Annotated in this window: 11 protein-coding genes; 7 read left to right on the top strand and 4 right to left on the bottom strand. The window is 61.8% G+C overall.

Annotation, left to right across the window (positions count from 1 at the left end; all coding sequences use genetic code 11):
* Positions 1-7: 7 nt before the first annotated feature.
* The 3 genes from ROG8370_RS11605 to ROG8370_RS11615 all read left to right on the top strand — a co-directional run bounded on the left by ROG8370_RS11605 (position 8) and on the right by ROG8370_RS11615 (position 4,496).
* Positions 8-1,333: an ammonium transporter AmtB gene (locus ROG8370_RS11605; protein ID WP_085827261.1), complete on the top strand. Its 1,326-nt coding sequence runs from the start codon at positions 8-10 to the stop codon at positions 1,331-1,333.
* A 134-nt stretch (positions 1,334-1,467) separates the two neighbouring features.
* On the top strand, positions 1,468-3,330 hold the full coding sequence (gene mutL, locus ROG8370_RS11610) for a DNA mismatch repair endonuclease MutL (protein WP_085827262.1): 1,863 nt from the start codon (positions 1,468-1,470) through the stop codon (positions 3,328-3,330).
* Positions 3,327-4,496, top strand: a complete 1,170-nt coding sequence (locus ROG8370_RS11615) for a DNA recombination protein RmuC (protein ID WP_085827264.1) — start codon at positions 3,327-3,329, stop codon at positions 4,494-4,496. The genes mutL and ROG8370_RS11615 overlap by 4 nt, the downstream gene beginning before the upstream one ends.
* A gap of 245 nt (positions 4,497-4,741) precedes the next feature.
* Here the strand turns inward: ROG8370_RS11615 and ROG8370_RS11620 are convergent, their stop codons facing one another.
* The 4 genes from ROG8370_RS11620 to ilvD form a co-directional block, all read right to left on the bottom strand.
* A complete protein-coding gene (locus ROG8370_RS11620) occupies positions 4,742-5,119 on the bottom strand; it encodes a hypothetical protein (RefSeq protein ID WP_085827266.1) in 378 nt (125 codons plus the stop codon).
* 14 nt (positions 5,120-5,133) lie between these two features.
* Positions 5,134-5,892: a DUF6478 family protein gene (locus tag ROG8370_RS11625; RefSeq protein ID WP_085827268.1), complete on the bottom strand. Its 759-nt coding sequence runs from the start codon at positions 5,890-5,892 to the stop codon at positions 5,134-5,136.
* 72 nt (positions 5,893-5,964) lie between these two features.
* On the bottom strand, positions 5,965-6,702 hold the full coding sequence (locus ROG8370_RS11630) for a hypothetical protein (RefSeq protein ID WP_212580076.1): 738 nt from the start codon (positions 6,700-6,702) through the stop codon (positions 5,965-5,967).
* The gene (ilvD, locus tag ROG8370_RS11635) at positions 6,683-8,410 is read right to left on the bottom strand and encodes a dihydroxy-acid dehydratase (protein WP_085827269.1); all 1,728 of its coding nucleotides are present in this window, start codon (positions 8,408-8,410) and stop codon (positions 6,683-6,685) included. The genes ROG8370_RS11630 and ilvD overlap by 20 nt, the downstream gene beginning before the upstream one ends.
* Positions 8,411-8,509: 99 nt before the next feature.
* Between ilvD and ROG8370_RS11640 the strand changes: the two genes are divergently transcribed.
* The 4 genes from ROG8370_RS11640 to ROG8370_RS11655 all read left to right on the top strand — a co-directional run.
* Positions 8,510-9,397 (top strand): CPBP family intramembrane glutamic endopeptidase, encoded by an 888-nt coding sequence (locus ROG8370_RS11640; RefSeq protein ID WP_085827271.1) that lies wholly within the window; start codon positions 8,510-8,512, stop codon positions 9,395-9,397.
* A 60-nt stretch (positions 9,398-9,457) separates the two neighbouring features.
* Positions 9,458-10,408: an acetyl-CoA carboxylase, carboxyltransferase subunit beta gene (gene accD, locus ROG8370_RS11645; protein ID WP_085827273.1), complete on the top strand. Its 951-nt coding sequence runs from the start codon at positions 9,458-9,460 to the stop codon at positions 10,406-10,408.
* Entirely contained in the window at positions 10,405-11,679 is a 1,275-nt protein-coding gene (locus ROG8370_RS11650; protein WP_085827275.1) for a bifunctional folylpolyglutamate synthase/dihydrofolate synthase, read from the top strand. The genes accD and ROG8370_RS11650 overlap by 4 nt, the downstream gene beginning before the upstream one ends.
* 297 nt (positions 11,680-11,976) lie before the next feature.
* Positions 11,977-12,705: LysM peptidoglycan-binding domain-containing protein (locus ROG8370_RS11655; protein WP_085827277.1), on the top strand; the 729-nt coding region annotated here is incomplete at its 3' end.

Consider the following 12,705-nt stretch of genomic DNA (forward strand, 5'->3'; position numbering starts at 1 on the left):
CAGCACAATGAATTCCATGACTAAACTTGGCCTTGCCGCAACGCTTATCGCGCTGCCGCAGCTTGGCCTTGCACAAGAGGCCGATACGACGCCGACAAACGCCGATATCGGGTTTATCTTCACCACCTTCATGTTCCTCGTCTCGGGCTTTCTGGTGTTTTTCATGGCCGCCGGCTTTGCCATGCTCGAAGCGGGCCTTGTGCGCGGCAAGAACGTCGCGATGCAGCTCACCAAGAACATGGCGCTCTTCTCACTCGCCTCGATTTTCTACTACATCCTCGGCTATAACCTGATGTATCCGGGCGATGGCTGGAGCATGCAGGGCATCCTTGGCGCCTTTTCGATCACCTCGCTCGAGCCGGTCGGCCTTGCCGGTGCCGAACCTGACCTGACCTATGCCTCGGTCGGCTCTGACTTCTTCTTTCAACTGATGTTCTGTGCGGCCACCGCTTCAATCGTGTCGGGTGCCGTGGCCGAGCGGATCAAGCTCTGGCCGTTCCTGATGTTCACCATCGTTCTGACGGCTGTGATCTATCCGGTTCAGGCGAGCTGGAAATGGGGCGGCGGTTTTCTTGACGAAATGGGTTTCCTTGATTTCGCCGGCTCGACCGTCGTGCACTCGGTCGGTGGCTGGGCCGCTCTGACGGGCGCCATCATCCTTGGGCCGCGCATCGGCAAATACGCCAAAGACGGCCGCGTGATCCCGATCCCCGGTTCGAACCTTGCACTTGCCACTCTGGGTACGTTCATCCTGTGGCTGGGTTGGTTCGGCTTTAACGGCGGCTCGCAACTTTACATGGACACCGCCGGCAACGTGGCTGACATCAGCCGGATCTTCTCGAACACCAACACTGCCGCTGCTGCGGGTGCCGTTGTTGCTCTGATCCTCACTCAGATGCTCTATAAAAAGCCTGACCTTACGATGATCCTGAACGGTGCCCTGGCCGGTCTGGTCTCGATCACCGCCGAGCCGCTGACGCCCTCGCTTATTCAGGCCACTCTGATCGGTGGTGTTGGCGGTGCGATCGTGGTCTTCGCCGTGCCGATGCTCGACAAATTCAAGATCGACGACGTCGTGGGCGCCATCCCGGTGCACCTCTTTGCCGGTATCTGGGGCACGCTCGCTGTGCCGCTGACCAACTCGGATGCAAACTTTGGCACCCAGATCATCTCGATCCTGATCGTCGGCGCCTTTGTTGTTGTCGCCTCGACCATCGTCTGGCTGCTGCTCAAGGGCATCTTTGGCCTGCGCGTCAGCGAAGAGGACGAGATCAACGGCCTCGACATGGCAGAGCTTGGCATGGAGGCCTATCCAGAATTCTCCAAAGGCTGATCTCTCCTCCTCCCTGATCAGCCAGAAGAGATTTTCCCGGGCGTTCGCGCCCGGGCTTTTTTATGCCGGATTGGCAGCTCTCCCGCTTCGCCACATCTGGCAGAATCGCCCAAAGCCGTGCTAAGTCTTGCGGTATGAGCATCGCCAACCCCAATATAGACCCGGCCCAGCCGACAATTCGCCAACTTGACGAGGGCGCGATCAATCGTATCGCCGCCGGCGAGGTGGTCGAGCGCCCGGCCTCTGCGGTCAAGGAACTGGTGGAAAACGCGCTTGATGCAGGCGCCACGCGGATCGAGGTGGCAATTGCCGATGGCGGCAAAACCCTTATTCGGGTGCGCGACGATGGCTGTGGCATCGCGCCCGAACAACTGCCGCTGGCCCTGGCGCGTCATGCAACGTCAAAGATTGACGGCTCGGATCTTCTCAACATCCATTCCTTCGGGTTTCGCGGCGAGGCCCTGCCCTCGCTTGGCGCGGTTGGTCGGCTGACCATCACCTCGCGGGCGCGCGGGTTCGAGGCGGCTGAAATCTCGGTATCTGGCGGCCAGATGGGTGCGGTCAAACCCGCCGCCCTGAATTCCGGCACGACCGTGTCCCTGCGCGATCTGTTTTATGCCACGCCTGCGCGGCTCAAGTTCATGCGCAGCGACCGCGCCGAGAATCAGGCGATCAGCGATACCATCAAGCGCCTTGCCATGGCCGAGCCGTTTGTGGGCTTTACCCTGCGCGATGTGTCGGGGGGCGGCGAAGGGCGGATCACCTTTCGCGCCGACCCGGAAACCGGCGATCTGTTCGATGCTCTGCACGGGCGGCTGGCACGGGTGATCGGGGCGGATTTCGCCGAGAACGCCCTGCGGATCGAGGCGACGCGCGAGGGGCTCAGCATGACAGGCTATGCCGCCCTGCCGACCTATTCGCGCGGCTCTTCGGTGACGCAATACCTCTTCGTGAATGGTCGCCCGGTACGCGACAAGATGCTCTATGGCGCGCTGCGCGCTGCCTATAGCGACGTCCTTAGCCGTGACCGCCACCCGGCGGCGGCGCTGTTTCTCGACTGCGACCCGACGCTTGTGGATGTGAACGTGCATCCAGCCAAATCCGAGGTCCGTTTTAGCGATCCGGGGTTGGCGCGCGGGCTTATCGTGTCGGGGCTGCGCCATGCTCTGGCCGAGGCCGGGCATCGCGCCTCAAGCACGGTTGCCGACGCCACGCTCGGGGCGTTTCGCCCCGAACCAATCGCCGCCCAAGGCGCGCGTGTCTACCAGATGGATCGCCCCTCTTCTGCCGCCCGCACCCTTGCCTATCAATCGCAAGCGCCCGGTTTTGCCGAGATGCAACAAGCCTATAGCGCGCGGGTCGAATCGGACCCGCGCGAGGTCGGCACGCAAGAGCCAGACGAGCCCCCCGCAACCGCCCTGCCGCTTGGGGCGGCGCGCGCGCAGGTGCATGAAAACTATATCATTGCCCAGACCGAAACCGGCATGGTCATCGTCGATCAGCACGCCGCGCACGAACGGCTGGTCTATGAACGCCTCAAGGCACAGATGGCCGACACCGGCGTTGCCTCGCAGGCGCTTTTGATCCCCGATATTGTTGACCTATCCGAGGCCGATTGCGCCATCCTGCTTGACGCGGCGGAGGATCTTGCACGGCTTGGCCTTGTGATGGAACCCTTCGGGCCGGGCAGCATCGCGGTGCGCGAAACACCCGCCATTCTGGGTCAGGTCAACGCCCCTGCCCTGTTGCGCGATATCCTCGATGAACTCGCCGATCAGGGCGACAGCCAGACCCTCAAATCGCGCATCGACGCGATCCTGTCGCGGGTTGCCTGTCACGGCTCGATCCGCTCGGGGCGGCGCATGAGCGGTGAGGAGATGAACGCCCTGCTGCGCGAAATGGAACGCACGCCGCTATCAGGCCAGTGCAACCACGGCCGCCCCACCTATGTCGAGCTGCGTCTGTCTGACATCGAACGCCTGTTTGGTCGCACATGATTCAGATCGGCGATACCCAGTTTTCGCTTAGCGATCCGCTTGTGCTGGCCGCCCTTTTTGGCGCCGCAATCGTGCTGCTGATCCTGATCCTGTTGATCATGGCGGTGCGCTCCTCGGCACGCTCGGCCAACCTTGCCGAGCCGCTGGCGCAGCAAGTCGGGCAATTGGGGCTTCGCGTGCAGGGGCTCAGCGACGGGCAACACCAGCTTGCCGGCGGGCTCAACCATGTTTCCGAGGCACAGGCAGCGGCGCAATCGCATCTGCTTCAACTGATGGAAAAGCGCCTCTCGCAGGTGTCTGAGCAGATGTCGGAAAACCTGCAAGGCTCGGCCCGGCGCACCGCGCAATCGCTTGGCGATCTGCAACAGCGGCTTCAGGCAATCGACAAGGCGCAGGATAATATCACCAAGCTCTCGGGCGATGTTCTGTCGCTTCAGGACATCCTGAGCAACAAACAGACCCGCGGGGCGTTCGGTGAAATCCAGCTGACCGATATCGTGACCAAGGCCCTGCCCTCGGATAGCTATAGCCTGCAACACACGCTGTCGAACGGGCGGCGCGCCGATTGCCTTATCCACCTGCCCAACCCGCCGGGGCCGATCTGTATCGACAGCAAATTCCCTCTAGAAGCCTATGAGGCCCTGCGCCGCGCCAAGACCGATTGGGAGTTGAACGAGGCCGCCAAGTTTCTGCGCGTCTCGGTCAAGAAACACATCCGCGACATTTCAGAGAAATACATTCTGGACGGCGAAACCGCCGATGGCGCGCTGATGTTTCTGCCCTCCGAGGCGGTCTATGCCGAGCTGCACGCCAATTTCCCCGAACTGGTGCGCGACGGCTTTGCCGCGCGCGTCTGGATCGTGTCGCCGACCACCTGCATGGCGACGCTCAACACCATGCGCGCCATTCTCAAGGATGCCCGCATGCGCGAACAGGCCGGCGCGATCCGGCGCGAATTAGGCCTGTTGTTCGGCGATGTAGAGCGGTTGGGCACGCGGGTGGAAAACCTTGACCGGCATTTCAATCAGGCCGCCAAGGATATCTCGGATATCAAGATTTCCGCCGACAAGGCCGGGCGCCGCGCCCGCCGTCTCGACAACTTCGATTTCGAGGAACTCGCCCCCGAGGCAGAGCCCGCCATCGTTGCCCTGCCGAAAGACAGCTAGGCACAGGACACGAAAAAGGCCGGGATGCGCACTCATTACGCCCCCGGCCCCTTGGAAAACGAGATTAACCGTTACAGGGCGGCCAGAATGGCCACGGGCAGGCCAAGCATGCCTGCGGTGATGATCGCGATTGAAAGTCCAAGACCTTTAAACATGTGACGTTCTCCATTGATTGGGTGTGCCGATAATCAGGAGGTAGCCCTGCGCGTCCTCAAGGGGATGCGGCAGGCTGTCACAGATGCGCTCTAAATGGTTTCCAGACAATGCCGCCGGAATGCGCGTTTCAACAGGTCGAGTTCTTCGCGCAAAAGCGAGATTTCCGAGCGGATGTCATAGCTAAGCACATCACCGGACAAGAGCGCGAAACTGTCGAGCACCTCGCCGCTGCGGGCATCGCGGATTACAAAGGTCTGAACCCCGTCGGCAATCGCCGCCGCAGGCACCGGCACCCGCACGACCCAGAGACCGTCATCCGGCTTTTCGACAACCTCGACATCCGGCACCGGCCTTTGAAGATGCATCACCTCGATCTGGGGCTGGTAATTGCCCGTGCCCTCATAGGTCAGAACCCCTTCCCAGACCCCTTCAAACAGGCGCGTTTTGGTCAGCGTCAGCTCACTCATCCGGGGGTCCTTTCTTATAATTCCGCGCGCGGGCGGCGGCTAAAGGTGAGGTCGTGCAAGACCACCTGGCTCATCTGCGGGTTCTCGAAGATCAGGTCGATCCACGCCCGCTCCACCCGCTTTTCGTTGAGGTTGGAATAGGCGAGGTCAAACTCGACCATGATCTCATCCTCGTGCAGCGGCAATTCACGCACGATCTGTTCGGTATTGGGGCCATGCTTGATGTTGAGGCGCGCGAAAATCTCAAGTGGCTTTTCCATCTCGACAATCGTATCCATCCGCAACAGGTGCTTGCGCGTCAGCCCATTAACCGCCTCTTGCGGAAAATCCAGCACCACCGACAGGAACGATCCGTCAAAGGCAAACACATCCATCCGAAGCCCGTAAGGCGCAAGATCAGCCTCGCGGCTGTTGCGCAATTGCCGCAAGGAAAGCTCGGAATGTGCGCAATCGTGAAACAATGTCACTTCGCGCCCCAGCATCGACTTTGACTGGACCGAGGCCATGCCCGGCGTCGGCAAAGGTTCGCGCCAAAGCTCTGGCCGCCAGGACCAATCGGTGCCATGCGGCTTGGGAAACGCGTTCGAACCGATCATCGGCAAGGCCAGACGGTTATCCGCCGTCGAGATCACTTCGTTCAATGAATACATAAGCTTGCGGGCGCGGGCACGCTCCCTGCGCAGATTTTCGAGGCTCATCATAGGGGCATTGCGCGCCGCCTGGCTCCACTTGCGAAGGCCTTGGCGCTGCACAACCAAATCTAGAAATTTCATTCCGGTATTACCATGTAAGTCTCGTCTGGACGTGGTGTGCTAACAGTGTGCCCAATAACTACTTACATAGCATTAACCTTTGATTGGAAACAATCCACTCAAAAGCATATCAAGGCCTTTCTTGGCCTTGGTGACGGGTTGCGTCACGTCATTTGACGATGTTTCACCCGCTGCCGCCGCGGTGGGGGCAAAGCTGCGTTGGGGGCTCTGCTCGCGCAACTCTTCGGCCAGATCCATCAACAGATCGCGCCCCGCATCACCGGCGACAACGCCACCTTTCGGCCCATAGATCGCAAGGCCGATCAGGTGATCGTTGATCACCATGCCAGCCCGCCAATAAGACGGATCGCCCTTAGGCAGCACCGCGCGCCCGCCACTTGCAACATGAACCAGCGATATCCCGTCTCCGTCAAAACCCAGCAAAACCTTGTCCGGGGCCAGGGCGCGGGTCATTTCCGCTGAATTCGGCTGGCTCACTCCCACCCGCTGCGGCAGAACCGACACCGTCAGGACTGCAGGATCAACCACCACTCCGGCCCTGCCGGTCAGGCTCTCGCAACTGGCCAGCAACGCAAAGCTGCCGCTTGCACCGCGCTTGACGCTCTGGGGATCAATGCAATAGCCGCGCGGCCCGGCCACGGTCACGTCACCGTCGTAAAACATCACCTTGCTGAGCACAGGCGCACGCGCGCCAGACCCAGCCCCCGGCACGCCTTCAAGACAGGCGGCCAGCGGCAGGATCAGCATCGTGAAAAAGGCCCGGCGCATGATCCGCCGGGCCGTGGTTTGATCAGAGATCCATGTAGACATGGCGCTCGGCCTTGGCCCCAGGATGGGTCACCGCGCCTTTATATGTCTCGCCAACAAGTTGGGCGTACTTCCAGAGCGCGCCACTTGCATAGAGCGTCTCGCGCGGACCTTTCCAATCGGCCTTGCGCGCGGCCAGCTCTTCATCGCTGAGCGCGACCGACAATTCGCCGGTCAGGGCATTCAGCGTGATCATGTCGCCGTCTTTCAACAGGGCAATCGGCCCGCCATGGGCGGCCTCGGGGCCGACGTGACCCACACAAAAGCCGCGCGTCGCACCGGAAAAACGCCCATCGGTGATAAGCGCCACCTTCTTGCCCATGCCCTGCCCCGAAAGCGCGGCCGTGGTGGCCAGCATTTCGCGCATGCCGGGGCCGCCTGCGGGGCCCTCGTTGCGGATCACAAGCACTTCGCCCTCTTTGTAGGACCGCGCCTTGACCGCTTCAAAGGCGTCCTCTTCGCATTCAAACACCCGCGCCGGGCCGGTAAAGACCTGCTGCTCTTCGGTCATGCCCGCGACTTTCACGATCGCGCCGGCCGGGGCAAGATTGCCCTTGAGGCCGACAACACCGCCGGTTTTGCTGATCGGGGCCGAGATCGGATAGATCACCTTACCATCGGCCTCGCGGGTGATCTTGTCGAGCGCCTCGCCAATGGTGGTGCCGTCGGCGGTCATGCAATCCTCATGCAAAAGACCCGCCTTGCGCAGCTCTTTCATCACCACCGGCACGCCGCCAACCTCGTAGAGGTCCTTGGCAACATAGGCACCGCCGGGCTTGAGATCGACGAAATAGGGCGTGTCGCGGAAAATCTCGCAGACATCATCAAGGAAGAAATCAATCCCCGCCTCATGGGCAATCGCCGGCAGGTGCAGCCCGGCATTGGTCGACCCGCCGGTACAGGCCACGACACGGGCGGCATTTTGCAGAGATTTGAGCGTGACCACGTCGCGCGCCCGAATGTTCTTTTCCAGAAGGTTCATCACCGCTCGACCAGAGGCCTCGGCGTATTGGTCGCGGCTCTCGTAGGGCGCGGGCGCGCCCGAGCTGTTCATCAGGGCAAGGCCGATCGCCTCGGAGACACAGGCCATGGTGTTGGCCGTGAACTGACCACCGCAGGCACCCGCCGACGGACAGGCCACCGCTTCGAGCTTTTCAAGCTCGCAGGTGGTCATATTGCCGGCCTGATGCTGGCCGACGGCCTCGAACACATCCTGAACGGTGACATCCTTGCCATCAAGACGACCCGGAAGGATCGAGCCGCCATAGAGAAACACCGACGGCACGTTAAGACGCACCATCGCCATCATCATCCCCGGCAGCGACTTGTCACAACCCGCCAGACCGACAAGCGCGTCATAGCAATGGCCGCGCATGGTCAATTCCACCGTGTCGGCAATCGCCTCGCGGCTGGCCAGCGAGGATCGCATGCCCTCATGGCCCATCGCGATGCCGTCGGTTACGGTGATGGTGGTGAATTCGCGCGGCGTGCCGTGGGCCTCTTTGACGCCCATCTTGGCGGCCTGTGCCTGACGGTTGAGGGCGATGTTGCACGGCGCTGCTTCGTTCCAGCAGGTGGCAACACCGACGAGCGGCTGGTGAATTTCCGCCTCGCTCATGCCCATGGCATAGTAATACGACCGATGCGGGGCCCGCGCGGGGCCCTCTGTCACATAACGGCTGGGCAATTTGGCTTTGTCGAATTTGGTCATGAGGGGCCTCCCGGTAAACGCTGGGCAACGGTCTAGGCCAGAGCCGCGAGACAGGCAAGCCGATTGCAACACCCGGTAAGCCCGGATAGCGTGCCCGTCATGCGATATGATGCCCATGACAGCCTTGTTGCGCCCGCGCGCGCGACCGCTCGCCTGACCTATCTGATCGGGGGGGCGGTGCTTGGCACGCTTCTGTTTCTGGTGCTGAGTTACAGCTATGCCCAGATCTTGCAGCTGGTGTTTCCCAGCGATGTCTGGGCGCGCCTGTCGCCCAGCATCGAGAACGCCACAAGCCCGGTCGGCGTGTTGGTGAACCTGTTTATCTTTGCCATGTTGATCATCGCGCTCGCCGTTGCCCTCCGGGTGGTGCACAAGCGCAGGTTCGTGACGCTTGTCGGCGCGCTTGGCCCGGCCAGCCGACAGTTTCGCCGCGCGCTTGTCGCGATGCTGGTGCTTTACGTGGTGATCATGATGCTGCCGCTGCCCGAGGGCATGGAGCCCGAGCCGAATCTGGCCTTTGGCACGTGGCTAAAGTTCCTGCCGCTCGCTCTTATCGGTCTGTTCATTCAGGTTTTTGCCGAAGAGGTGGTGTTTCGCGGCTATCTTCAAAGCCAGCTTGCGGCGCGGTTTTCCTCGCCCCTGATCTGGATCGGGGTGCCGTCGATCGGCTTTGCGCTGTTGCATTATGATCCCGCCACCTTTGGCACGAACGCCTGGGTCGTGGTGCTTTGGGCCGGGGCGTTCGGCATTGCGGCGGGCGATCTTACCGCGCGGTTCGGCACGCTTGGCCCGGCAACCGCGCTTCATTTCATCAACAATTTCGGCGCCATCCTGATCACCGCACCGCAGGGACAGTTTGATGGGCTTGCGCTTTATTCCTATCCGTTCTCGGTGGAAGATGGCGCCGCCTTCTGGGCCTTCATGCCGATTGACATGATGATCCTTGCCTGTGGCTGGCTGGCAATCCGGCTTGCGTTGCGTGGCTGATTGCATTTCCTCTCCGGCCCGCTTATTTCAGGGTCGAAACGCAACTGAGGGACCGGCCCGATGAACTGGATCACCAATTACGTGCGCCCAAGGATCAATTCGATCTTCTCGCGCCGCGAAGTGCCCGAAAACCTGTGGTCCAAATGCGACGACTGCGGAACCATGCTGTTTCACCGCGAGTTGAGCGGTAATCTTAACGTTTGCACCAGTTGCGGCAATCACATGCCGATCACCCCACGCGAGCGCTTTGCCGGACTGTTTGACGGCGGCGTGTTTTCGGAAGTGGACGTGCCCCTGCCAAACCCCGACCCGCTTCATTTTCGCGACCAGAAGAAATACCCCGACCGCCTGCGGACCGCGCAAAAGACCACCGGCGAGAAAGAGGCGATGCTTGTCGCCACCGGCGAGATTGGCCGCACGCCGATTGTCGCCGCCGCGCAGGATTTCAGCTTTATGGCCGGCTCGATGGGCATGTATGTGGGCAATGCGATCATTGCCGCCGCTGAAACGGCGGTCAAACTCAAGCGCCCGCTGATCCTGTTCTCGGCGGCAGGCGGCGCGCGCATGCAAGAAGGCATCCTCAGCCTCATGCAAATGCCGCGCACCACCGTGGCCGTGCAGATGCTGCGCGAGGCGGGGCTGCCCTATATCGTGGTGCTGACCCATCCGACCACCGGCGGCGTGACCGCCTCCTATGCAATGCTGGGCGATGTGCATATTGCCGAGCCGGGCGCTCTTATCTGCTTTGCCGGGCCGCGGGTGATCGAACAGACGATCCGCGAAAAGCTGCCCGAAGGGTTTCAGCGCGCCGAATACCTGCTTGAGCATGGCATGCTTGACCGCGTGACCCCGCGCACCGAGATGCGCGACGAGTTGATCACCATCACCCGCATGCTGATGGGAATGCCGCCCGCCGTGCGTGGCGATCTGCCCGCGCCCGAGGCAAGCCCCCCCGCACCGCAGCCGGTCAAGGCTGAGACGCTGCCCAACGAGAAACCCGCCAAAAAATGACCGCCCCCACATCCGACGCCATTCTTGAACGGATGATGGCGCTGCACCCCAAGATCATCGACCTCACGCTTGATCGGGTCTGGCGTCTTTTGGACGCGCTTGGCAATCCGCAAAACGATCTGCCTCCGGTGATCCACCTGGCCGGCACCAATGGCAAGGGCAGCACCCAGGCGATGATCCGCGCCGGGCTTGAGGCCGCAGGCAAACGCGTGCATGCCTATACCTCGCCGCATCTGGCCCGGTTTCACGAGCGTATCCGGCTGGCGGGTGACCTTATTTCCGAGGATCACCTGACGGCGGTTCTGGATGAATGCTACGCCGCCAACAACGGCGAGGCGATCACCTATTTCGAGATCACCACCTGCGCCGCGATCCTTGCCATGGCGCGCACGCCTGCCGATTTCACCCTGCTTGAAACCGGGCTTGGCGGGCGGCTTGATTGCACCAATGTCGTGGCCAAACCCGCGCTGACCATCCTTACGCCGATCTCCATCGACCACGAGCAATACCTCGGCAACACGCTGGCCAAGATCGCAGGCGAAAAGGCCGGCATTCTCAAGCGCGGCGTGCCCTGCGTTGTCGGCCCGCAAGAGGATGAGGCGATGGAGGTGATCGAGGCCACCGCCCGCCGTCTTGGCGCGCCCCTTATCGCGCAGGGCCAGCATTGGCACGTCAGCGTTGAGCGTGGCCGCCTTGTCTTTCAGGACGAAACCGGCTTGCGCGATCTGCCGCTTCCCAACCTGCCCGGCGCGCATCAGATCGAAAACGCCGGAGCCGCCTTGGCCGCGCTGCGCCATCTCGACATGGGCGACGCCGCCTATGAGGCCGCCATGACCTCGGCGTTCTGGCCTGCCCGCATGCAACGCCTTGCCACCGGCCCACTGGTCGAGGCCGCCCCCGAGGCCGAGTTGTGGCTCGACGGCGGGCATAACCCGGCGGCGGGTCTTGCGCTTGGCGCGCATCTTGCCGGTCTTCCCAAGCGGCCGACGCATCTGATCTGTGGCATGCTCAACACCAAGGACATTTCCGGCTACCTCGCGCCGCTCGCGGCCGAGGGCACAAGCCTGACCGCGCTGTCGATCCCCGGCGAGGCCAACACCCTGCCCGCCGAAGAAACCGCCCGCGCCGCAGCAGGCGTCGGCCTTGCCGCCGACACCGCCGCGAGCGCGCTTGATGCTGTGCGCGCGATTGTCGCCCATACACCAAAAGCCCGCATCCTGATCTGTGGATCGCTCTATCTTGCGGGTGGGATTCTGCGCGAAAATGGCTAGCGGTTCGGCACGCGTACCGGGGCAAAAGCACCAAATCAAAGAGGTTTCCCACCCCACCTCGCAAGCATCGATTGCAAAATCAAAAAGTTTCCGCGCTGCGAATCACTTTATATTGACCGATTCTTCCTCTTTCGACCACATCTGGGCCACTTGAGCGGCACGGCCACAACAGGTCGGCGGTTAAACACTTGGGGGACGCGCGGTGTTTGCGCATGCTAAAGGCCATATTTCGACCTTCGCAGGCCCGTGTCCAACCGGACAGGCCCCTTCGATCTATTGTATTGAAGGGTTTTTGAAATGATACGTGTTTCCTTGATCGTTGCAGCTTTTTTCGCCGTGACCATCGCCTTGATCCTTGTTCAGCCGAGCAAACCGCGTCGTTCTGCCGATCTTGTCGCGCCAAGTTTTGCCGATGTGACCCGCGCCGACACCGACCTGTCGAGCCTGGCCACGCTCGCGCCCGTACCGGCAGAGATCGAAGCCGTCGCCCCTCAGCCTGAAGCGCCGCGCATCGTGCGGCCGAAAGAGGCCCCGGCTCGCCTTGAGGTGCCGCAAACCGTCGCCGCAGCCCCCGCCATGGCCCCCACACTCGCCGGCGCACCGATCGATCTTGAGGCGCTGATCATCCGGGCCCTGCGTCAGGGCCAGTCGGAAAGCTACATTCACGCGCTGGTCAGTGACGCCGCCAAGAAGGGTAAGGTCGAGGCGCCCAAATCGCTGGTCACCGCCGAAGGACAGGTCGACACCGCGCTGTTGCTGGCCACCCTGTCAGGGCCCGCCCATGCCGCCCCCGAAATTCAGACCTATATCGTCAGCCCCGGCGACAGCCTTGCCTCGATCGCCTATCGCTTTTATGGGCGCACTGAATCGCCCCGAGTTTGTCGGAGACCTATAGCTTCAGTAAGGATGATGGTTATGACGAAAAGCAAAATGGCAAATCGCTACTCGCCAGAGGTCCGCGCACGAGCGGTCAGGATGGTGTTTGAGCATCAAGGCTCATACGAAACGCAGGCGGGCGCGATTGCG

Origin of the sequence: Roseovarius gaetbuli, assembly GCF_900172365.1 — a bacterium.
Lineage (GTDB): Bacteria > Pseudomonadota > Alphaproteobacteria > Rhodobacterales > Rhodobacteraceae > Roseovarius > Roseovarius gaetbuli.

Coding starts and splice junctions, on each gene's coding strand:
- ROG8370_RS11605 (WP_085827261.1), top strand. CDS start 8: ATGAATTCCATGACTAAACTTGGCCTTGCCGCAACGCTTATCGCGCTG.
- mutL (WP_085827262.1), top strand. CDS start 1,468: ATGAGCATCGCCAACCCCAATATAGACCCGGCCCAGCCGACAATTCGC.
- ROG8370_RS11615 (WP_085827264.1), top strand. CDS start 3,327: ATGATTCAGATCGGCGATACCCAGTTTTCGCTTAGCGATCCGCTTGTG.
- ROG8370_RS11620 (WP_085827266.1), bottom strand. CDS start 5,119: ATGAGTGAGCTGACGCTGACCAAAACGCGCCTGTTTGAAGGGGTCTGG.
- ROG8370_RS11625 (WP_085827268.1), bottom strand. CDS start 5,892: ATGAAATTTCTAGATTTGGTTGTGCAGCGCCAAGGCCTTCGCAAGTGG.
- ROG8370_RS11630 (WP_212580076.1), bottom strand. CDS start 6,702: ATGTCTACATGGATCTCTGATCAAACCACGGCCCGGCGGATCATGCGC.
- ilvD (WP_085827269.1), bottom strand. CDS start 8,410: ATGACCAAATTCGACAAAGCCAAATTGCCCAGCCGTTATGTGACAGAG.
- ROG8370_RS11640 (WP_085827271.1), top strand. CDS start 8,510: ATGCGATATGATGCCCATGACAGCCTTGTTGCGCCCGCGCGCGCGACC.
- accD (WP_085827273.1), top strand. CDS start 9,458: ATGAACTGGATCACCAATTACGTGCGCCCAAGGATCAATTCGATCTTC.
- ROG8370_RS11650 (WP_085827275.1), top strand. CDS start 10,405: ATGACCGCCCCCACATCCGACGCCATTCTTGAACGGATGATGGCGCTG.